Source organism: Aequorivita iocasae (assembly GCF_016757735.1).
Taxonomy (GTDB): Bacteria; Bacteroidota; Bacteroidia; order Flavobacteriales; family Flavobacteriaceae; genus Aequorivita; species Aequorivita iocasae.
The window spans coordinates 2,888,940-2,907,810 of sequence record NZ_CP068439.1 but is presented as its reverse complement, the minus strand read 5'-3'; the positions used below and the strand labels follow the sequence as shown (position 1 = coordinate 2,907,810).

Annotated in this window: 20 protein-coding genes, 1 other RNA gene and 1 pseudogene; 8 read left to right on the top strand and 14 right to left on the bottom strand. The window is 37.7% G+C overall.

Going from position 1 to position 18,871, the window contains the following annotated elements; genetic code table 11:
* Position 1: 1 nt before the first annotated feature.
* On the top strand, positions 2 to 916 hold the full coding sequence (locus tag JK629_RS13385) for a Ppx/GppA phosphatase family protein (protein ID WP_202336111.1): 915 nt from the start codon (positions 2 to 4) through the stop codon (positions 914 to 916).
* A gap of 136 nt (positions 917 to 1,052) precedes the next feature.
* On the opposite strand, the gene JK629_RS13380 is transcribed toward JK629_RS13385, so the two are convergent.
* From JK629_RS13380 to JK629_RS13360, 5 genes are all read right to left on the bottom strand, one after another.
* The gene (locus tag JK629_RS13380; protein WP_202336110.1) at positions 1,053 to 1,634 is read right to left on the bottom strand and encodes a hypothetical protein; all 582 of its coding nucleotides are present in this window, start codon (positions 1,632 to 1,634) and stop codon (positions 1,053 to 1,055) included.
* A 175-nt stretch (positions 1,635 to 1,809) separates the two neighbouring features.
* Positions 1,810 to 2,580, bottom strand: a complete 771-nt coding sequence (locus tag JK629_RS13375) for a DUF6090 family protein (protein ID WP_202336109.1) — start codon at positions 2,578 to 2,580, stop codon at positions 1,810 to 1,812.
* Between the two features lie 117 nt (positions 2,581 to 2,697).
* Entirely contained in the window at positions 2,698 to 3,480 is a 783-nt protein-coding gene (locus JK629_RS13370) for a CPBP family intramembrane glutamic endopeptidase (protein WP_202336108.1), read from the bottom strand.
* A gap of 237 nt (positions 3,481 to 3,717) precedes the next feature.
* Entirely contained in the window at positions 3,718 to 4,299 is a 582-nt protein-coding gene (gene miaE / locus JK629_RS13365; RefSeq protein ID WP_202336107.1) for a tRNA-(ms[2]io[6]A)-hydroxylase, read from the bottom strand.
* Positions 4,300 to 4,350: 51 nt separating this feature from the next.
* Positions 4,351 to 6,156 (bottom strand): DNA polymerase III subunit gamma/tau, encoded by a 1,806-nt coding sequence (locus tag JK629_RS13360; protein WP_202336106.1) that lies wholly within the window; start codon positions 6,154 to 6,156, stop codon positions 4,351 to 4,353.
* Between the two features lie 91 nt (positions 6,157 to 6,247).
* On the opposite strand from JK629_RS13360, the gene rnpB reads away from it, so the two are divergent.
* An RNA gene (gene rnpB, locus JK629_RS13355) (RNase P RNA component class A) lies at positions 6,248 to 6,569 on the top strand.
* Here the strand turns inward: rnpB and JK629_RS13350 are convergent.
* Genes JK629_RS13350 through JK629_RS13335 form a run of 4 tightly spaced genes read right to left on the bottom strand, consistent with a single transcriptional unit; the run spans position 6,569 to position 8,958 of the window.
* Entirely contained in the window at positions 6,569 to 6,955 is a 387-nt protein-coding gene (locus JK629_RS13350; protein ID WP_202336105.1) for a hypothetical protein, read from the bottom strand. The two genes, rnpB and JK629_RS13350, sit on opposite strands and share 1 nt — an antisense overlap.
* Positions 6,956 to 6,963: 8 nt before the next feature.
* The gene (locus JK629_RS13345) at positions 6,964 to 7,497 is read right to left on the bottom strand and encodes an RsmD family RNA methyltransferase (RefSeq protein ID WP_202336104.1); all 534 of its coding nucleotides are present in this window, start codon (positions 7,495 to 7,497) and stop codon (positions 6,964 to 6,966) included.
* Complete coding sequence (locus JK629_RS13340; RefSeq protein WP_202336103.1) at positions 7,497 to 8,315, bottom strand: DUF3822 family protein; 819 nt, start codon at positions 8,313 to 8,315, stop codon at positions 7,497 to 7,499. The genes JK629_RS13345 and JK629_RS13340 overlap by 1 nt, the downstream gene beginning before the upstream one ends.
* On the bottom strand, positions 8,296 to 8,958 hold the full coding sequence (locus JK629_RS13335) for a hypothetical protein (protein WP_202336102.1): 663 nt from the start codon (positions 8,956 to 8,958) through the stop codon (positions 8,296 to 8,298). The genes JK629_RS13340 and JK629_RS13335 overlap by 20 nt, the downstream gene beginning before the upstream one ends.
* A 128-nt stretch (positions 8,959 to 9,086) precedes the next feature.
* Here JK629_RS13335 and JK629_RS13330 point away from each other — a divergent pair, with 128 nt between their 5' ends.
* The 6 genes and pseudogenes from JK629_RS13330 (at position 9,087) to JK629_RS13310 (ending at position 14,720) form a co-directional block, all read left to right on the top strand.
* Positions 9,087 to 10,508, top strand: coding sequence for an ATP-dependent DNA helicase (locus JK629_RS13330; protein WP_202338065.1), 1,422 nt, complete (start codon positions 9,087 to 9,089; stop codon positions 10,506 to 10,508).
* Positions 10,509 to 10,514: 6 nt separating this feature from the next.
* Positions 10,515 to 11,093, top strand: coding sequence for a DUF4126 domain-containing protein (locus JK629_RS13325; RefSeq protein ID WP_202336101.1), 579 nt, complete (start codon positions 10,515 to 10,517; stop codon positions 11,091 to 11,093).
* A 52-nt stretch (positions 11,094 to 11,145) separates the two neighbouring features.
* A pseudogene (gene kdsB / locus JK629_RS15555) lies at positions 11,146 to 11,856 on the top strand (3-deoxy-manno-octulosonate cytidylyltransferase); the annotation flags it as partial.
* A 45-nt stretch (positions 11,857 to 11,901) separates the two neighbouring features.
* Positions 11,902 to 12,960: an iron-containing alcohol dehydrogenase family protein gene (locus tag JK629_RS15550; RefSeq protein ID WP_225626203.1), complete on the top strand. Its 1,059-nt coding sequence runs from the start codon at positions 11,902 to 11,904 to the stop codon at positions 12,958 to 12,960.
* A gap of 16 nt (positions 12,961 to 12,976) precedes the next feature.
* Entirely contained in the window at positions 12,977 to 13,513 is a 537-nt protein-coding gene (locus JK629_RS13315) for a 1-acyl-sn-glycerol-3-phosphate acyltransferase (protein WP_202336100.1), read from the top strand.
* 175 nt (positions 13,514 to 13,688) lie between these two features.
* Entirely contained in the window at positions 13,689 to 14,720 is a 1,032-nt protein-coding gene (locus tag JK629_RS13310) for a hypothetical protein (RefSeq protein WP_202336099.1), read from the top strand.
* 57 nt (positions 14,721 to 14,777) lie between these two features.
* On the opposite strand, the gene JK629_RS13305 is transcribed toward JK629_RS13310, so the two are convergent.
* The 5 genes from JK629_RS13305 to gcvT all read right to left on the bottom strand — a co-directional run bounded on the left by JK629_RS13305 (position 14,778) and on the right by gcvT (position 18,725).
* Positions 14,778 to 15,500, bottom strand: coding sequence for a YebC/PmpR family DNA-binding transcriptional regulator (locus JK629_RS13305; RefSeq protein WP_202336098.1), 723 nt, complete (start codon positions 15,498 to 15,500; stop codon positions 14,778 to 14,780).
* A 63-nt stretch (positions 15,501 to 15,563) separates the two neighbouring features.
* Positions 15,564 to 15,845, bottom strand: coding sequence for a 4a-hydroxytetrahydrobiopterin dehydratase (locus tag JK629_RS13300; protein ID WP_202336097.1), 282 nt, complete (start codon positions 15,843 to 15,845; stop codon positions 15,564 to 15,566).
* Between the two features lie 7 nt (positions 15,846 to 15,852).
* On the bottom strand, positions 15,853 to 16,710 hold the full coding sequence (locus JK629_RS13295) for a sugar nucleotide-binding protein (protein ID WP_202336096.1): 858 nt from the start codon (positions 16,708 to 16,710) through the stop codon (positions 15,853 to 15,855).
* 18 nt (positions 16,711 to 16,728) lie between these two features.
* Positions 16,729 to 17,643: a glutaminase gene (locus JK629_RS13290; RefSeq protein ID WP_202336095.1), complete on the bottom strand. Its 915-nt coding sequence runs from the start codon at positions 17,641 to 17,643 to the stop codon at positions 16,729 to 16,731.
* Positions 17,643 to 18,725: a glycine cleavage system aminomethyltransferase GcvT gene (gene gcvT / locus JK629_RS13285; protein WP_202336094.1), complete on the bottom strand. Its 1,083-nt coding sequence runs from the start codon at positions 18,723 to 18,725 to the stop codon at positions 17,643 to 17,645. Before gcvT ends, JK629_RS13290 begins: the two co-directional genes overlap by 1 nt.
* Positions 18,726 to 18,871: the final 146 nt, after the last annotated feature.

Below are 18,871 nucleotides of genomic sequence, written 5' to 3'. Positions count from 1 at the left end.
TTTGTTGAAAATTGAAAAATATGGTGCGGTAGATATAGGCAGTAATGCCATTCGGCTATTGGTTATGTCAGTAATTGAGCAAGAAGGAAAAGACACGCTTTTTAAAAAAACCTCCTTGGTGCGTGTGCCCATACGTTTGGGAGCAGAAGTTTTTCTGGATGGAAAGATTTCAGAAAACAGCGCCAACCGCATGGTTGATGCCATGACGGCTTTTAAACTACTCATGAAAACCCACAATATAACCCGTTTTAGAGCTTGTGCCACTTCTGCGATGCGTGAAGCTAGCAACGGGCGCCAAGTTGCGGAAGCAATTGAAAAGAAAAGTGGACTATCCATAAATATTATTGATGGCAATGACGAGGCGGCCATTATAGCTTCCACAGATTTAAAGAATTTGATACAGGATGACAAGGTTTTCCTTTATGTAGACGTAGGTGGCGGTAGCACGGAACTTACAGTTTTTGCCAATGGTAAAAATGTGGCCTCTAAAAGTTTTAAACTGGGAACGGTTCGCCTTTTGGAAGATCGTGTGGATGAAAGTATTTGGGGTGAGATGGAACTATGGATAAAAAAGGAACTCAAAGACTATAAACACGTTTCTATGATTGGTAGTGGCGGAAACATCAACTCTATCTTTAAAAAGAGCGGCAAGAAACTCGGAAAGCCTTTAAGCTATTTGTATCTTTCTTCTTATTACGAATTGATGAAATCGCTTAGCTACGAAGAGCGCATTACCGAACTGGATATGAACCCAGACCGTGCCGATGTGGTAATCCCGGCCACGCGTATCTATCTCTCTGCAATGAAATGGAGCAAGGCAAAAAATGTATATGTTCCCAAAATAGGACTTAGTGACGGGATTGTAAAAAGCCTTTATAATGAAAAGATTGCCGCAGAGTTGGAGGTGAATTCTTGAGGCAGCTCTGTAACTTCAACTATACATTAAAACCCTAACCACTACAGCCATTGCCATTTCGAATAGTTACTTGTAGTTCATTATAGGTTTATGAGAAAAATAGATAGCATTAAAGCTAACATTATATATGAAGTGATTAGTCCAATTCAAAATCCATCAATTTGACATTGCCGTAATAAATTTCTCCGGAAGTTTGGTCTTTCGGCAATGCAAAATAGAGGCTAAAGATTTCTTTTTTAAATTGCCGAGTATTAAAATAGATAGGTTTTTCGTGGGGTTTTCTTTCCGTGCCATAATTAATGCAGGTTTCAATATCTTTAAAACCTTTCATTTCATAATTTTTAAACGTATCTGGAACTTCTGGCCGGTACTGGTAGCCATAGTAGGGGGTTTTGTCGTCCGGCTTTGCGTCTACCAATTGAATAAAATCGCCATCAAAAGGGCGCAGCCTCAGTTTTTTATCACGAAGCACTACGTATATATTGTTGGGGTTAAAAGTTTCTTTTTGGTTGGTAAGCGAAGTGGCTTTTATTTTAAACTGTATTTTTTTACTGTCTTTTGGTATTCGTATATAATATCCTTTAAAGTGCATTTGAAAAAGTCTAGAGCGCTGGTCCACCTTTTTAATTTCCAGTTGAAAAATGTTGTCAACCGTAATGGTTTGGCAGTAACCAAAAGTGGTGCTTAGTAGTATTAAAAATGATATGAGGTTTTTCATAACCTAAAATTTTATGGTCAGAATAGCTTCGGACAGTTATTTTTTTTATTTATCGTTGGTATTTTTATTTTTTTTTCGTGGCGATAGTTTATAAATAAGCCACCCAAAACCTACTATTAAATGTAGAAGTATAACGCTTATTACAATGATGGAAAATGTGCTCATGGATTTTTATTTATTCTCTTTTAAGCTCTGTATCAAGAAGGTTTAGGATTTTATCAATTTCCTGCAGTAGGGGTATATAATGGGCTGTTTCTGCACTCGTACTGGTAAGGATGAAGGTGAGCAGATTGTTTTCAAAAGTTCTTGTTTGTACGAGCGCATTATTGCTGAAACGGTGTTCCTTTGGTGGGATGTCGAGCACTTGTTGCGAAACCTTCGTTTGGTCAAAAACCGTTCGTATGCTTCCTTGTTCGCTGCGGAGTAAATCGCGCACGTTTTCACGTTGGGTACGCAAATCCTGCTCCTGAAACTTTATATTTTCCATTACCGATTCCCAGGAGGCAAGATGTATGCGCAGTTCGTTGTTTGATATATCTTTCAAGCTGCCGGAGTTTATCATTTCATTTAAAAGGGAATTGTTAGGGCTGAAGGCAATTTCAAATGCAAAAGCGTCAAAAAGCAATTGCGATAGGCGTTTTTCATTTGTCTTTATTGTATCATCAACAAAAGCTAAAATGCTTTTGGCACTTTCGTAATTTTTTTTGTTTACATCAATAAGGTTCTGCAACTTTTGCTGATTGGCATGAAATTCATTTTTAAGACCGTTCAGATAAGCCAGTTCCTTTGCCTGGGTAGCTTTTTCTTGGTTTGCATTGTTTATGCTTAGGGCTAGCAATATACCTATAACCACCAGTATTATTTCTCCCACAGCATATAGAAGGTATTTGCCCAGTCTATTGTTTGTGAGCATATCTATCCGAATGCGTCTAAAGATTTTCGCCATTTTTATTAAATAATTACCTTTTTACCCTAGGAGTATCAATCAAATATAATTCAATTTATTTTTATTGAAAGTGAGCACGATAGTAAGGTTTAACAACTGCTATATCTGAATCTTCCGCTATTCCATGGTGTTTTTTGAATCTTTTAAATAAGTAAATTTACTTAAATACCATATTATTGGTATAAAAAGGATTAAACATAGGGAAAATAGATAGTTCGAGGAGATAAGATCATTTCCCGTTTTTGTTTCCACAACGTTGTGTGAAACAAAGAAGAAAGTATTTCCGGCCCAATGCATGCTTCCGGTAAGCCATAAATTTTTTGTATTTACTAGCGGGATTATGAAAATTATCCCCAATAAAAACAGATAAAGAAGTGTATCGGGAGCGTCAGTAAGCCTATAAATATGGTTTAGTAAATAGATGGTTGCAGAGATAATTATAAGTAGAAGTGTGGAGACTTTATTTCTAAAATATCTATAAATCAGTCCCCGGGTCAATATATCTTCAGAAAAAGAAGAAAATATAACTCCAAAGGCAAAGGGCAAACTGCTCTTTATAAGCGTAGTGGCATCTGGAATGCTTACTACAATTTCAATACCTAAGGCAAGTGAAATTGTAAAGGGTATAGAATATAATAGCACACCCAGTAATATTCCGAAGCCTATATTTCTCAAAATAGTTTTTGAAAAGGGAAGTCCCCAACATTTTAAACCTTGTTTATTGTACCATTTTCCGAACAGCCACGCAGCTGTGATAAATAAAACTTGAAAAATGAAAAAGCCCAAGACATTGTTTTGGAACATTATCATGTATTCAGCAAGATGGTATAAAATAAATAATGTGATAAATGCCAAAGCTATTTTTAAAGTTTGATTGGCACTGTTTGATAGATTAGCCATAACTCTTCCTGAATTATAGGTGATTTTTATCTTTACTCTTCCCCAAGCTTTTGCTTTTTTGAGTTCCTTTTCCTCTATTTACGCTCCAATAAACGGAATTGTATGTACAAGAAAATAGCCTGTTAAACTAGCAAAAAGTATAGGTATAAAATATGTAAACCCCGTTAAAGTTGCTAAAAGATGGTGGGGATCAAGGCTTTTTCTTTTCAGTTCCATTTCGAACAATTACAAAAAAAATTACCCGTGGATGGATTGGTGTTTTCCCAAATCTTTCATTACATCGGCTTCGAAGGAAAGTAGTTCGTTCCACTTTTGGTCTACCTCTTTTCTATCACCGTATTGGCGTGCAAAGCCTAGAAACATTGTATAGTGATTTGCTTCACTTACCATCAGTTTCCTATAGAATTCTGCAAGTTCCTTGTCTTCCAGCTCTTCGCTGAGCAATCGAAAGCGCTCGCAGCTGCGCGCCTCAATCAAGGCTGCATATAGTAACCTGTGGACTAGTTGTGTGGTGCGGCTACCGCCTTTAGGGAAAAATTGTACAATCTGTAATACATATTCATCCTTTCGGTCACGCCCCAAAACCCAACCACGCTCCAGAATTTTGTCGTGAACCATTTTGAAATGGCTTATTTCTTCCTTTACCAAAGCAATCATTTCCTGAATGAGCTCAGTATATTCAGGAAAACTCACAATCAAAGAAACCGCCGTGGAGGCTGCCTTCTGTTCACACCACGCGTGGTCGGTAAGAATATCTTCTATGTTTTTCTCAACTATGTTTACCCAACGCGGGTCTGTGGGAAGTTTTAAACCAAGCATTTTAATTAAAGTTTAAGGTTAAAAGCTTAAAGCTTTCGGCTTATAGCTTATTTAAATATCCAAATCAAATTCCTTGCGCAACTTTTCAATTAATGGATTTTTTTCCTTCATTTTTTCAAATTTTTCGCGCGTGGTGTATGCATATCGCTTTTCGGAGGTTTCGTTTACGGTAATGTCTAAATCCACGTCGTAATTCTGAAGTTTCTCTCGCAAAAAACCTAACAGCTCATATTTTGCCCGCTCCACTTCGGTCTTTATGGTTTGATTGGGGAATTCAAGGTGAATGATGGAACCGTCCAGTTTTGGAACGCCCATCGTTAAATGTGAAAGCAGATTGTATTTCCCATCGCTTTCAACATTTGTAGTATATTCGGTCCAGGCAGCCTGCATTTCTTCTTCAGAAAATTCGTTTGTGGGAAGATTTTCAGCATCGGGCTGGTTTGCAACCAGTTCCTGTTTTATTTCTTGCTTTTTTTGAATGCTTTTTAGTGAAAGTGCAGAAACTTTTTTTGCATTTCTTTCTGCTAAGATTTGTGGGCGTTCAATTACTTTTTTAGGTTCTCCACTCTCAGGATTTTCTTTGGAAATGGTATTTTTAGACGTGTCATTTTCAGAAGAAATTTCTTCTGAAGGTTCTTGAACCGCACTATTTTTTTCCTCTATTTCTGCTCCAACTTTCTTAAAAGGCTTTGGTAACACATTTCCTGCAGAAGTTATTTTTTCTGAAGTATATATTTCGCTCTTAAAATAGGAGGGAGGTATTACGAAACGTCGGCCGTTATTGGAGTTTTTTTTTTCGCCCTGAAAAGTCAGGGAAGCAAGCTGCATCAAGCAAAGTTCAACAAGGAGCCGTTGGTTTTGGCTGTTTTTATATTTTAGGTCGCAAGTGTTTGCAATATCAATTCCATCAATCAAAAACTGTGTGCTTGTTTTTTGCGATTGCTCAAAATACATGGTTTTTACCTGTTCGCCAACTTCCAGAAGATTTATGGTTTCCTGATTTTTGCAAACAAGCAAATCGCGGAAGTGGGAGGCAAGGCCCATAATAAAATGGTGCCCCTCAAAGCCTTTTGAAAGTATTTCGTTGTAAGTAACCAAAACCTGCGGGATGTTGTTTTCCAAAAGCAAATCGGTAATCTGGAAATACCAAGTGTAATCAAGTACGTTCAGGTTTTCGGTAACTGCTTCGCGAGTAAGGTTTTTCCCAGCGAAACTTACTACGCGATCAAAAATGGAAAGTGCGTCACGCAAAGCACCATCGGCTTTTTGGGCTATGATGTGAAGCGCGTCGTCTTCGGCTTCAATGTTTTCCGCTTTTGCTACTTCTGCCAAGTGATCCTTAATATCACGAACCCCAATTCTTCTGAAATCAAAAATCTGGCAGCGTGAAAGTATGGTGGGTATTATTTTGTGCTTTTCGGTAGTCGCCAAAATGAAAATGGCGTGTTTCGGCGGTTCTTCCAACGTTTTCAAAAAAGCGTTAAAAGCAGCTGAAGAGAGCATATGCACCTCATCAATTATATAAACCTTGTATTTTCCAACCTGCGGTGGGATTCGAACTTGATCTATTAAGTTGCGAATATCATCTACAGAGTTGTTTGAAGCGGCATCCAATTCAAAAATATTGAATGCAAAATCCTCACCTTCCTTTTCGGTGCCGTCCTGGTTTATTTTTTTGGCGAGAATTCGAGCGCAGGTTGTTTTCCCCACACCACGTGGCCCTGTAAAAAGCAATGCCTGAGCAAGATGGTTATTTTCTATGGCATTTTCGAGCGTATTGGTAATAGCTTGTTGCCCAACAACGTCTTTAAAAACGGCAGGCCGGTACTTTCGGGCTGATACAATGAAGTGTTCCATAGTTCGGTAACAAATATAAAGATGTAGAGCGGGTTTTTAAAAAATAGGTGTTTGTATTTTCCTATATTTATTAACATTGGAGTACTTTTGCAAAGCAGGCCGCCTTATCGCTGCCGAAGTTACTTCGGAAGAGGAAAGTCCGGACACCATAGGGAAGCATAGCGGCTAACGGCCGTCGTCCCGAACCAGTTTCGGGATAGGACTAGTGCAACAGAAAGGATGTACAGGTAATGCTGTAGTGAAATCAGGTAAACTCTATGCGGTGAAATGCCACGTAAACCTGTGCTTGAGGGTACCCGCCCGATGCAGGAGGGTAGGCAGATGGAGCGTTTCGGTAACGGAACGCCTAGATAAATGATAAGGTGCCGAACTAGTTTCGGTAACAGAACCCGGCTTACAGGCCTGCTTTTTTCTATTGAAGGTTCTCTGCCATTTCGCCCATCCATTGCTTAGCTTGAGATAGGGATTGGAAAGTTTTAAAAGGGGCTTTTATAAAGAACTTTTCAAAATTTGCAACTTTACGGGATGTTTCCGATTTATAAACTATTGCAAATGCAAACAGGTTGGGCAATTGAATGTTATATGAGTTTGGAGATAGGTTTCGGGAGTAATCATTTATCCTGTTCGAAATGTAACCAAAGGGCTTGTTTTGGTAAAATTGTGCGGAAAGTTCCTGAATTTTACCTACATCTTCATTATTCAATGTCATTCCTTCAATAAAGGTGGAAATCATGTAGTGCTCATAAAACTCAATTTTTACAAATTCGAGTTCAATGAGTTTTAAGGGCAGTATAAACATAAGGATAACTAAGCAAAAAAACTAAATATGGAACTTCCGTATTTCCGGGCCTCAATAAAATGTGGAAAATTGGAAAGATCATTTTGTTTAGCGTGTTCAATAATAAGAATTCCTTCGGTATTCAGCAAAGATTTGCTAATTATTTCTTCTAATAATTCTTTTAAAATTTCCGTTGAGAAATCATACGGAGGGTCTGCAAAAACAACATCATATTTTCCTGAAGCTTTTTCCAAATACTTGTTTACATCAGACTTTATGGTAGTAATGGGGAATTCAAATTCTTCTGAAACTTTGTTTATATATTGAACGCATCCTACATGCGCATCCACAGCTGTAATATTTTGAACACCGCGCGAGGCAAATTCAAAGCTAATGTTTCCGGTTCCGGCAAAAAGATCCAGAACCTTTATTTCATCAAAATAATAGCGAACCCTTAATATGTTGAAAAGGGCCTCTTTGGCAAAATCGGTAGTAGGGCGAACGGGGAGGTTTTTGGGCGCCGTTAATCTTCTTCCTTTATATGTTCCTGAAATGATACGCATTAAAGTACATTTTTTAATATGAAATGTTGGTGCGATTTTGCGGGGTTGAGATTAATTTTGTTCGAAAAATCAGAATCCAAAAATTCTAAATTTCGGATGTAGGAATAAGCAATTTTGAAATTTTCGTCTTCTTTTTCAATTTCACCCAACAGTACTACTGGAAGATTTTCTGGGCTTAGGCTTAATTGTTCCATACAGAAAAGAGTATAATAGATAAAATCTTCGGGAGTTTTGTAAGTGTAGCTATTGCAAAGCTGCAATCCGCTATTCTTAAATACAATACAATCGAAACTGTTTTTCTGAAAGTGCAAATACATTTTGGGCAGCGAGTATTTTTCTTTTTCAAGAATTGTTTTCAGCATTACGGTAACGGAATGGTAGTAGCTAAAGGAACCGTACTTTTCAAAGAAAAAATTGTTGATATTCATAAAAGGGACATACACCACAACAATCTCCAAATTTTCCAGAATATCATGGGCCATGTAGTCATTGGCCAATATTCTGGAGTTGAACTTTAAATATTCGCTGGCTTTGGTTTCATCAAAAAGGGTAGCGGGCACTAGGCTATAGACGGGTGTGGAGTATACCAAGGAAACTTCGCTGAAAGTACTATTCAATATGTTATTTGTGAACATAATGGATTCTATCTCCATGAGCAACTCTTCTGGAGTAGTACTATAGTCAAGTTTTTTCTCCAGGAAAAAAATAGCCTCTTCGTTTTCTGGATTTGTTACCAAAAAAGAAAGCCCGTTCAAAGAAACTTGAACGGACAGTCTATTGTTTATAGTATTTTGTATTTTAGTTGTCTTTTGCTGCATCGTAAATTTTAGGCCAATTTCCGGTAGTATTTACCTCTTCCAAAGAGCCTACTTTAATGTCTGGACCGTTAACACCATCTACGGATTGTACTTGAACTTCCTGCGCTAAAAGGTCTTTATTTAAATCTGCCAATATAACCTTCTTTGCCACTTTTGCTTCAAATACTGAGTAAGTAGCATCATTCTTAACTATTTTTCCTGCTTTAAGTTCAAATTTAGCATCAACTCCTTCCACGGGAACGTTCATCATCGTTTTATACCTGTCTGTATTTCCGTAAAGGGAATCTTTAACAGGAGTAAAGCCCAATGTATCAATCAAGGATTCTTCAATGAAATAACCCTCATCTATACCAAAAGCTTTGTTTTTTGCAACATCGGCATAACTTGTGTCGCGTCTTTGCGTAATTGCAAATTTTGCAGTATCAATGAAACTAATCAAACTGTCCCAATCACCTGTAAAGCTTCCAGTTATTTCTTTGTGTGCAAGCTCTGCGGCCTGAATATCTTTTAAATTCTTAATTACTTTGGCATAGCGAGCTTCCTTAACTTTATTGAATTCAACAGGGCCCATTACAGAGTTGTAAAGTTTCCAGCCTAAGAAGATGATGACAATCCAAAGAACAATCTGAATTACTAATTTCATTATTGATATTATTTAAGTGTTGATTTTACTAAAAGGTCTATCGCAAATCTACAATTTTTTTTTGTTCACAAAAGTATATTCCGAAAAAATCATACCTATCTTTAAACCCTCATTGATAGCAGCAAATGATGAATGTATCAGAATTTTACAGTTTTTTAAAAAATGATTTTCCACATACTACCACCACAAAACAGGATATTGCACTTCAATTATTGGCAAAATTTGTTCTGGGCACGAATAAGAATGAAACATTTTTATTGAAAGGATACGCTGGAACCGGAAAGACAACAATCGTAGGTTCATTGGTAAAAAATTTATCAAAAGTTAAAAAGCGTTCCGTATTACTGGCGCCAACGGGAAGAGCGGCAAAAGTGATAAGCAACTATTCTAACCAACAGGCTTTTACCATCCATAAAAAAATTTATTTCCCGAAGAGCGAAAAAGGCTCGGTTTCCTTCACCTTACAGCAAAACAAGCATCGCGATACTATTTTTATTGTGGATGAAGCTTCAATGATTCCTGATATCAATCAAGATTCAAAATTATTTGAAAACGGTTCGCTTCTCGACGATTTAATGCAGTACGTATATAGTGGCAATAATTGCAAGTTGCTTTTGATTGGCGATTCCGCACAGCTTCCACCAGTCCACTTGGACATAAGTCCCGCGCTGGATGCACAACTGCTTGAAAACCAATATAACCGAGAAGTAATAATTTTAGAGTTGGACGAAGTGGTTCGGCAGCAAAAAGACAGTGGTATTTTGGAAAATGCCACAAAAATCAGAGAACGCCTTGATGATGAATTATTTGAAGCATTTAAGTTTTCTGGAACAAATTTTCCAGATATTATCCGTCCCGTTGATGGCCAAGAAATAATGGATGCCATTAATGATAGTTATACCACCTTGGGAAATGAAGACACCGTTATTATAGTACGTTCTAACAAACGGGCAAATCTTTACAATCAAAGCATTCGCGAGCGTATCCTTTTTCAGGAATCAGAACTTTCGGCAGGCGATTATTTAATGGTCGTAAAGAACAATTATTTTTGGGTGGACAATGCAAGTGAAGCTGGATTTGTTGCCAATGGTGATATTGTAGAAGTTTTGGAAATATTCGCTTTCAAAGAGTTATATGGTTTCCGTTTTGCTGAAGTAAAAATGAGAATGGTGGATTATCCTAATATGAAACCTTTGGAAACGGTACTTCTTTTAGATACGCTTACTTCTGAAAGTCCATCGCTCACTTATGATGAATCCAACAAACTTTATCAGGAAGTTATGAAGGATTACGCAACTGAAAAATCTAAATACAAGAAATTTTTAGCTGTAAAGAATAATAAATATTTTAATGCACTACAAGTGAAATTCAGTTATGCCATTACCTGTCACAAATCGCAGGGAGGACAATGGAATACTGTATTTGTAGAGCAACCGTATCTTCCCAATGGTATAGATAAAGAATACCTTCGTTGGCTTTACACTGCAATTACCAGAGCTCGTGAAAAACTGTACTTAATAGGTTTTAAGGACGAATTTTTTGTAGATTAGTAGTCCATGGAAAACTTGGATATCATCATCAGTATTTTTCTGGGCATCGGTTTGGCCGCTGCCGTAGGTTTCCGTGTTTTTTTACCATTGTTGGTTTTGAGTTTAGCTGGCTATTGCGAAGTAATCCCTTTGAATGAAAGCTGGCAATGGATGGGAAGCTTGACAGCTATGATAACTATGGGTGTTGCAACTGTCGTAGAAATATTTGGATATTATATTCCTTGGCTCGACAATTTGCTGGATACGATAGCATTGCCCTTGGCAACCTTGGCCGGAACGGCAGTTATGGTTGCTACAATTGCAGATCTGAGCCCAGTAGTCACGTGGTCTTTGGCTATTATAGCCGGAGGTGGCACGGCTGCATTAATTAAAGGAAATGCTTCCGCAGCACGGTTAACTTCAACCGCCACAACAGCTGGTACGGCTAACCCTATATTAGCAACAGTGGAAACAGCAATTGCTGTAGTTATGGCTTTTGCTTCGATATTTATACCTATTTTGGCTTTTGTACTTGTGGTATTTTTGTTTTTTGTGATATTCCGATTCTATAAAAAGCTTCGCAAAAAAAGATTGCCACCCACTTAAACTTCTTATTTTTGAAATCATTTTTAAAAACTTCGACTTGAAAATAATAGCAATGATTCCCGCACGATATGGTGCGTCTCGATTTCCTGGAAAATTAATGCAAGATTTGGCGGGTAAACCCGTAATCGTTAGAACATATGAAGCTGCAAAAGCAACCAATCTCTTTGATGATGTATATGTAGTTACCGATAGCGATGTGATCTTTCAAGAAATCGAAGCCAACGGTGGCAGGGCAATCATGAGCCAAAAGGAGCACGACTGCGGAAGTGACCGTATTGCCGAAGCCGTAGAACATATGGATGTGGATATTGTGGTAAACGTTCAAGGGGATGAACCTTTTACTAGCCGTGAAGGTTTGGAAAAAGTTTTGGCAGTGTTCAATGAACCCGATGCAGACAAAATTGATTTGGCTTCATTAATGTCCGAAATACATGATTGGAAAGAAATCAATGACCCAAACACCGTAAAAGTAATTGTAGATAAAGACAATTTCGCACTTTATTTTTCACGTTCACCCATTCCATACCCCCGCGATAAAAATGTGGCAATCCAATATTATAAGCATAAAGGAATTTATGCGTTCAGAAAACAAGCCATTATGGACTTTTATCGCTTGCCAATGCGTTCCCTCGAAGCGGTAGAAAAAATAGAATGTATACGTTATTTGGAATACGGAAAAAATATAAAAATGACCGTTTCAAATACTACAGGGGTTGAAATTGACACTCCCGAAGACCTAATTAGGGCAAATAAACTACTGAAGGAAAGTAAACCCGATGCAGTTAACAATAAGTTCCGGAATTTTCCAATGGTACCAAAAGTCGTTTTTGGGGAAGGCTGTTTTGATCAACTTACGTCAATTTTATCTTCCCATAAAAAAGAAAAGGCACCGTTTATATTTTTAGTTGACGATGTTTTTGAAAAAAATACCGAATTTTTGGATAGAATCAACCTTCGTTTTAATGACAAATTGATTTTCATTTCAGCAGAAGAAGAGCCCAAAACATCACAGGTAGATGAACTGGTAAAAAAAATACAAACCGAATTTACCCATGCACCTTCAGGAATAATTGGCATTGGCGGTGGAACAGTAATGGACCTTGCAAAAGCCGTTTCCATTATGCTTACCAATAATGGCAGTGCTGCGGATTATCAAGGTTGGGATTTGGTAAAGCAGAAAGCAATTTACCATGTAGGCGTTCCCACGATTTCAGGAACTGGTGCCGAAGTTTCACGAACAACAGTACTCACGGGCCCTGTGCGTAAATTGGGTATTAACAGTGATTTTACGCCATTTGACCAAGTAATCCTTGATCCTGAACTCACAAAGGGGGTTTCTAAAAACCAATGGTTCTATACCGGTATGGATTGCTTTATCCATTGTGTGGAATCCCTGAATGGTACTTTTTTAAACGCCTTCAGCCAAAGTTATGGCGAAAAGGCCTACGATCTTTGTTTGGAAATTTTCTTGGGAGATTCCCTTTCTGATGAGGAAGCAAGGGCAAAACTTATGATGGCATCTTGGCATGGCGGCATGAGTATTGCCTATTCTCAGGTTGGGGTTGCCCATGCGATGAGCTATGGGCTTGGCTATGTTTTGGGTACAAAACATGGCGTGGGCAACTGCGTTGTTTTTCAGCATCTGGAAGAGTTTTACCCAAAAGATGTTGCACTATTTAAAGAAATGGTGAAAAAACATAATGTTGAAATACCACAAGAAATTTGTAAAGATCTTTCTAAAAAACAGATGGATACCATGATTACTGTTGCTCTAGGAATGGTTCCGTTATGGGAGAACGCTCTGGGAAGAAATTGGGAAACTATAATCACCCCTGAAAAACTTAGAGAATTATACCTAAAAATGTAATAATACCGACATTAGAATGGGTCTGACAAAATTCATTTTTGAAAAATTAATGGGATGGAAAATTGAGGGTTCTTTTGATCGTTCAGTTAAAAAATCTGTAGTGATTGTAGTGCCGCACACTAGTTGGCACGACTTCTATATTGGGGCTTTTACCAGAAGAATTTTAAAAATTGAAATAAATTACATCGCTAAAAAAGAATTGTTCAAATGGCCCTTTGGATGGTATTTCCGTTGGATGGGAGGTGCGCCTTTAGATAGGAACCCGGGACAAAACCAAGTAGAGGCTATTGCAGAAATTTTCAGAAAAAAGAATGAGTTTCGCCTGGCGTTATCTCCTGAAGGAACCCGGAAAAAAGTAGCAGTATGGAAAACAGGGTACTATTATATAGCTTTGGCAGCAAATGTACCCATTATTACGGTGGCTTTTGATTATCTTACAAAGAAAGTAATCATTGGAGAACCTTTCTATCCTAGCGGTAATATAGATGAAGACACATTAAAATTGCGGGCCTTTTACAAAGGTATTGTGGGAAAAAACAAAGCTTTTTCTTAATAAAAATTGTTAAAAAACATAAAGTTTCCATCATTTTAAAATGTTGATAATCAGTAAATTGTTGTTAAAAAATAGTTAAGCAGTCTAAAAAGATTTCCATATATAAATTCTAAGTATTATTTATGCACTGATACAGTATCTTATTCAATTCAATCTTAAACTTTAAAAAAAAAATATGAAAAAAATGAAATATTTAATTCCAATTATGGCATTGGCACTTACTGTAATATCTTGTAGTAATGATGACGATGGTGGCGGAGGAGGTGAAGAAACTCCGAACCCAATTTTGGCAACTGTTTTTACTACTAGTAATACCAACAGCTCTATTGTAGCATATAATTTTACTCCTAATGGGATATTGCTTAATTCCTTCGTAACTGGTTCCAGTGATAATGAAGGCATTTATTATGATGAGGAAGAAGATGAACTAATTGTAAATTCCAGAAGCCAGTCTGTAATAAATTCCTATTCAAATATTGAAAACACGGAAGATGGAGGTAACTTAAACCTTTTTCTTTCAAGCGATTCAGTTTTAGAGAGTCCGCGTGATATTGCTGTAAAAGATAATGTTTATATTGTATCCGATAACGCAGATGTGGATGGAAATCCTGATACACCAGACGGCAGATTTTTTATTTTTACACGTGATAATTCCGTTTACACCCTTCGGAATACGGTAACTGTAAATTATGCTGTTTGGGGAATTGAGCTTATTGGAAATGATCTATATACTGTAGTTGACAAAACTGCTGATGTAGCGGTTCTTAAAAATTTCATTTCAACCTATACTACTGACGTTACAGCTACTCCTGATAAGCGGATTACTATTGAAGGTATAACGCGTACACACGGAATTACCGAAGATGGAGGTTTTGTAATACTAACAGATATTGGTGATGCAGCTAATGAAAGCGATGGAGGATTTCACTTTATAAGTGGTTTTGTAGCTAAATTTGATGCAATTCCAAATGGAGGTACCCTTACCGTAACAGGAAATCAAGTAAGAGTTTCTGGCGCGTTGACCGAATTAGGTAATCCAGTTTCGGTAGAATATGACAGTCCAAGTCAGACAGTTTTCATTGCAGAACGTGCTAATGATGGCGGAAAAATTCTATTCTTTAATGAAATAGGAGCAGGTGGAAATTTAGTTCCTACCTTAAGTTCTCCATTTGCCGGAGCATCCTCGTTATTCTATATTGATAGATAAACTTATAGTTTTAGAATAATAAAAAAGCCACCGTTTAGGTGGCTTTTTTATTAGTTTTTATTCCTCAGAAGACACTTCCATGGTATGATACACATTTTGTACATCATCGTCTTCTTCTATTTTTTCGAGAAGTTTTTCAACATCTGCAGCCTGTGCTTCGGATAATTTTTTGGTAACCTGCGGAATACGCTCAAAACCAGAAGAAAGTATTTCAATATTATTTTCTTCAAGATAGGATTGAATGGCTCCAAAACTTTCAAATGGCGCATAAATCATAATACCGTCCTCATCTTCAAAAATTTCCTCCACGCCGTGATCTATTAGTTCAAGCTCCAACTCTTCAATATCCAACCCTTCTGGGTTTATACGGAAGTTACAGGTGTGGTCAAACATAAAAGATACAGAGCCCGAAGTGCCCAAACTGCCATCACATTTATTAAAATAACTGCGAATATTGGCAACGGTTCGTGTATTGTTATCGGTAGCAGTTTCTATTAAAATTGCAATACCGTGGGGAGCGTAACCTTCAAAAAGAACTTCTTTGTAATCTCCCAAACTTTTGTCGCTTGCACGCTTTATGGCACGTTCCACGTTATCCTTTGGCATGTTTACTGCCTTTGCATTTTGAATAACAGCGCGAAGTCTGGAATTTGCGTCCGGATCGGGGCCTCCTTCTTTTACTGCCATTACAATATCTTTCCCAATACGTGTGAAAGCCTTGGACATTGCAGACCAACGCTTCATTTTTCTTGCTTTTCTGAATTCAAAAGCTCTTCCCATAATTTTAAACTATTTTGATTGCAAATTTAAAAATTTGAACGGCATTACAAATTTTATTTCTACCTACCCAATAAGTTCGTCAATAATCTTTGCAAGCTCAAAGTCCTTTTCTGTAACACCGTCTGCATCGTGCGTAGAAAGGTAGATCTCCAAGGAGTTGTAAACATTGCTCCATTCGGGATGATGCTGCAATTTTTCAGCTTCAAAGGCAATGCGTGTCATAGCCGAAAATGCCTCTTTAAAGTCCTCAAATTCAAAGATAGTGTGCAGGGCACCCTCGTGGTAATCCCACCCTTCAAATTCCTTCAATTTTTCTTTAATTTCCTTTTCAGATAAAGCTTTCATAATTTTTTTATTTAATTGATATAATTTCTTCATTTAAACTGCACTCTTCGATTACTTGTGAAACAGTGATTTGGTGAGAATCTGGCAATTTGTTGTGTTTTGGAAGTAGTGCTTTGTACAAATCTTCATTACTGCTAAAAACACTTTTAAATATAGGCATTTTATCTCCTATTTTTGAAGCGATTTCCCTAAAAAGATCCTCATGGTGCACCATATCATTGCTGGCTAGATGAAAAATTCCGTGAAGCGACTGGTTAATTATATAATGTATTTGCTGGCAAACTTTGTTTACAGTAGTAGTAGATATTACAAGGTTTGGATATACTTCAAACGGAGCGTGGTGGCGAATGCACTGACGCAGATGAAGAATTTCTGGAGAATTAATTCCCAGTACCATCGGCAATCTCAATATTGCAGTTTGTGAAGGAATATTTTCCAATAATAATTTTTCTGTCGAAATAGTATGCTTTCCTAAGCTAGAGGTAGGGAGCGGGGGGTCATTTTCATAAGATGGGTGTGTGGATTTACCTTCAAAAACTTCCACGGAAGAAATATACAAAACGGAACAGCTCCTATTCAATAGCGCATAATTCACAATTTCTTTATGAGCTTCGTATAGATTGTTAAAATCGCCGCTCAAAGCAGAAATAATAATCGTTGGCTGAATTTTATTCAATAGCACCAGCATAGAATCTTCTTCCACACAAAAATTATGGAAAACTTGATTTTCAGAAAAAGTACCCTGTTGCTGACAGTAGGTGCAGTGTACGTCAAAATAGGAGAGTAGTTCTTTGTACAGCGCATTGCCAATAAAGCCACTGCCTCCCAAAATTAAAATCCGTTGCCTTTCTTCTTTCTTCTTCATTTAATTTTTTTCATCACTTTAAAAAATGGACAATTTAGTTTTTGTGGTGAATTGTTCCAAAGCCTGCATCCCCAAATATGAATTTCCTTTTGGATTTAGCGCAGGCGCCCAGGTTGCAATGGTGAAACAATGCGGTAAAAGTGCAACAATTCCACCGCCCACGCCACTTTTACCTGGCAAGCCCACCTCAAAGGCAAACTCTCCCGCTTCATCGTAAAATCCGCAGGTTAGCATAATGGCATTGATTCTTTTTACTTGGCTGGAAGTTAAGTGCTGTATGTGTTTTAAACACTTTCCTTTGTTAGCGAAAACGAAAAAAGCATTGGTAAGTTGCCTGCAATCCATCATTATGGAACATTGGTGGAAATAAAAATCCAAAACGTCCTCAACCTTGTTGTTTAAATTTCCGTACGACTTTAAAAGATTTGCAGCCGCATAGTTATTGAAGCCAGTTTTGCGTTCAGATTCGGCAACTTTTTCGTTATACATGATGGTATCATCGTGTGTCAATTCCCGAACAAAATTGAGGAAATCTTCCTTTGGGTTTTTTAAATGTGAAAGCAGCACGTCAGCAATTACGATAGCTCCCGAATTGATCAACGGATTTCTAGGGATGCCATCCTCAAGCTCCAAAAGCGAAAGATGGTTGAATGGGTTACCGGAAGACTCTACATCCACCCGTTCCCACAAATCATTTCCTACCAGTTGAAAAGCTTTGGCAAGTGAAAGCACTTTTGAAATACTTTGGATTGAAAATTTTTCCGAGGAATCGCCCACCGAATAATTTTCACCCGTTATCAATTGTAGGTGAATTCCCAGTTTGTTCTTTGAAATATTTGCCAATTCAGGAATATAACTTGCAACTTCACCCGTATTTTCAATTTTTTTGAGTGATGTGTGTATTTCTTCTAAAATTGCTTGATAATCCAACATTAACCTTTATAAAATGGTGTTTTCACAATTGTTGCTGCAACTGGCTTATTTCTGATTTGAATAAAAATTTCGGTACCGGGCGCGCTATTTTCAGTAGTTACATAACCCATCCCGATGCCTTTGTTTAATGAAGGTGCCATCGTGCCGCTGGTAACTGTGCCGATTTTTTTTCCGTCTTTATCAACAATCTCGTAATCGTGGCGCGGGATACCGCGTTCGTTCAGTTCAAAACCAATTAGTTTTCTTTTGACACCTTCTTCTTTCTGCTTTTTTAGGTTTTCAGAATTGATAAAGTCTTTTGTAAATTTTGTAATCCAGTCCAAACCAGCTTCCAATGGCGAAGTGGTATCGTTTATATCATTTCCGTAAAGGCAGAAACCCATTTCAAGTCTAAGCGTATCGCGTGCGGCCAGTCCAATGGGCTTTATTCCGAAATCCTTTCCTGCTTCCATCACTTTATTCCAAACTTGTTCCACTTCAGAATTCTTGCAATAAATTTCAAAACCGCCACTGCCCGTATAGCCCGTTGCACTGATGATTACGTGGGCTATTCCGGCAAAATCGGCTACCTTAAAATGATAAAATTTTATGGCACTCAAATCTTCAGATGTCAATGACTGCATAGCTTCAACAGCTTTTGGCCCTTGGATGGCCAACAGCGAATAATCATCGGAAAGGTTACGCATTTCGGCGCCCATGGTGTTTTGTTTTGTAATCCAATCCCAATCCTTGTCAATGTTTGATGCGTTCACCACCAATAAATATTTTCCGTCCTCAAATTTGTAAACAATCAAATCGTCAACAATTCCGCCCGTTTCGTTGGGCATACAATTGTATTGGGCCTGGCCATCCACAATTTTTGAAATGTCGTTGCTACATATTTTTTGGATTAAATGTAACGCATTGGGGCCGGTAATTAAAAATTCACCCATATGCGAAACGTCAAAAACGCCTACGCTTTTGCGCACGGTTTCGTGTTCTGCATTTACGCCTTCGTATGAAACGGGCATGTTATAACCCGCAAACGGCACCATTTTAGCGCCCAATTGTTCGTGTATGTGTGAAAGTGCTGTGTTTTTCATAATCTTGTCCGCAAAGCGGGTTGGTTTTGGTAATTAATTAAAATTTCAATTTACGCAAATGTATCACAATCCTTAAAAGGTAACGAGGGTTTCACGGGTTTATTTTTAACAACCGACGCGTTAAAATCATCTTAATCGGATGCAGG

What these genes read in the sequence shown, in the direction of transcription:
- JK629_RS13380 (WP_202336110.1), bottom strand. Translation starts at nt 1,634, where the DNA reads ATGAAAAACCTCATATCATTTTTAATACTACTAAGCACCACTTTTGGT.
- JK629_RS13375 (WP_202336109.1), bottom strand. Translation starts at nt 2,580, where the DNA reads ATGGCGAAAATCTTTAGACGCATTCGGATAGATATGCTCACAAACAAT.
- JK629_RS13370 (WP_202336108.1), bottom strand. Translation starts at nt 3,480, where the DNA reads ATGGCTAATCTATCAAACAGTGCCAATCAAACTTTAAAAATAGCTTTG.
- miaE (WP_202336107.1), bottom strand. Translation starts at nt 4,299, where the DNA reads ATGCTTGGTTTAAAACTTCCCACAGACCCGCGTTGGGTAAACATAGTT.
- JK629_RS13360 (WP_202336106.1), bottom strand. Translation starts at nt 6,156, where the DNA reads ATGGAACACTTCATTGTATCAGCCCGAAAGTACCGGCCTGCCGTTTTT.
- JK629_RS13350 (WP_202336105.1), bottom strand. Translation starts at nt 6,955, where the DNA reads ATGTTTATACTGCCCTTAAAACTCATTGAACTCGAATTTGTAAAAATT.
- JK629_RS13345 (WP_202336104.1), bottom strand. Translation starts at nt 7,497, where the DNA reads ATGCGTATCATTTCAGGAACATATAAAGGAAGAAGATTAACGGCGCCC.
- JK629_RS13340 (WP_202336103.1), bottom strand. Translation starts at nt 8,315, where the DNA reads ATGCAGCAAAAGACAACTAAAATACAAAATACTATAAACAATAGACTG.
- JK629_RS13335 (WP_202336102.1), bottom strand. Translation starts at nt 8,958, where the DNA reads ATGAAATTAGTAATTCAGATTGTTCTTTGGATTGTCATCATCTTCTTA.
- JK629_RS13330 (WP_202338065.1), top strand. Translation starts at nt 9,087, where the DNA reads ATGAATGTATCAGAATTTTACAGTTTTTTAAAAAATGATTTTCCACAT.
- JK629_RS13325 (WP_202336101.1), top strand. Translation starts at nt 10,515, where the DNA reads ATGGAAAACTTGGATATCATCATCAGTATTTTTCTGGGCATCGGTTTG.
- JK629_RS15550 (WP_225626203.1), top strand. Translation starts at nt 11,902, where the DNA reads ATGGTACCAAAAGTCGTTTTTGGGGAAGGCTGTTTTGATCAACTTACG.
- JK629_RS13315 (WP_202336100.1), top strand. Translation starts at nt 12,977, where the DNA reads ATGGGTCTGACAAAATTCATTTTTGAAAAATTAATGGGATGGAAAATT.
- JK629_RS13310 (WP_202336099.1), top strand. Translation starts at nt 13,689, where the DNA reads ATGAAAAAAATGAAATATTTAATTCCAATTATGGCATTGGCACTTACT.
- JK629_RS13305 (WP_202336098.1), bottom strand. Translation starts at nt 15,500, where the DNA reads ATGGGAAGAGCTTTTGAATTCAGAAAAGCAAGAAAAATGAAGCGTTGG.
- JK629_RS13300 (WP_202336097.1), bottom strand. Translation starts at nt 15,845, where the DNA reads ATGAAAGCTTTATCTGAAAAGGAAATTAAAGAAAAATTGAAGGAATTT.
- JK629_RS13295 (WP_202336096.1), bottom strand. Translation starts at nt 16,710, where the DNA reads ATGAAGAAGAAAGAAGAAAGGCAACGGATTTTAATTTTGGGAGGCAGT.
- JK629_RS13290 (WP_202336095.1), bottom strand. Translation starts at nt 17,643, where the DNA reads ATGTTGGATTATCAAGCAATTTTAGAAGAAATACACACATCACTCAAA.
- gcvT (WP_202336094.1), bottom strand. Translation starts at nt 18,725, where the DNA reads ATGAAAAACACAGCACTTTCACACATACACGAACAATTGGGCGCTAAA.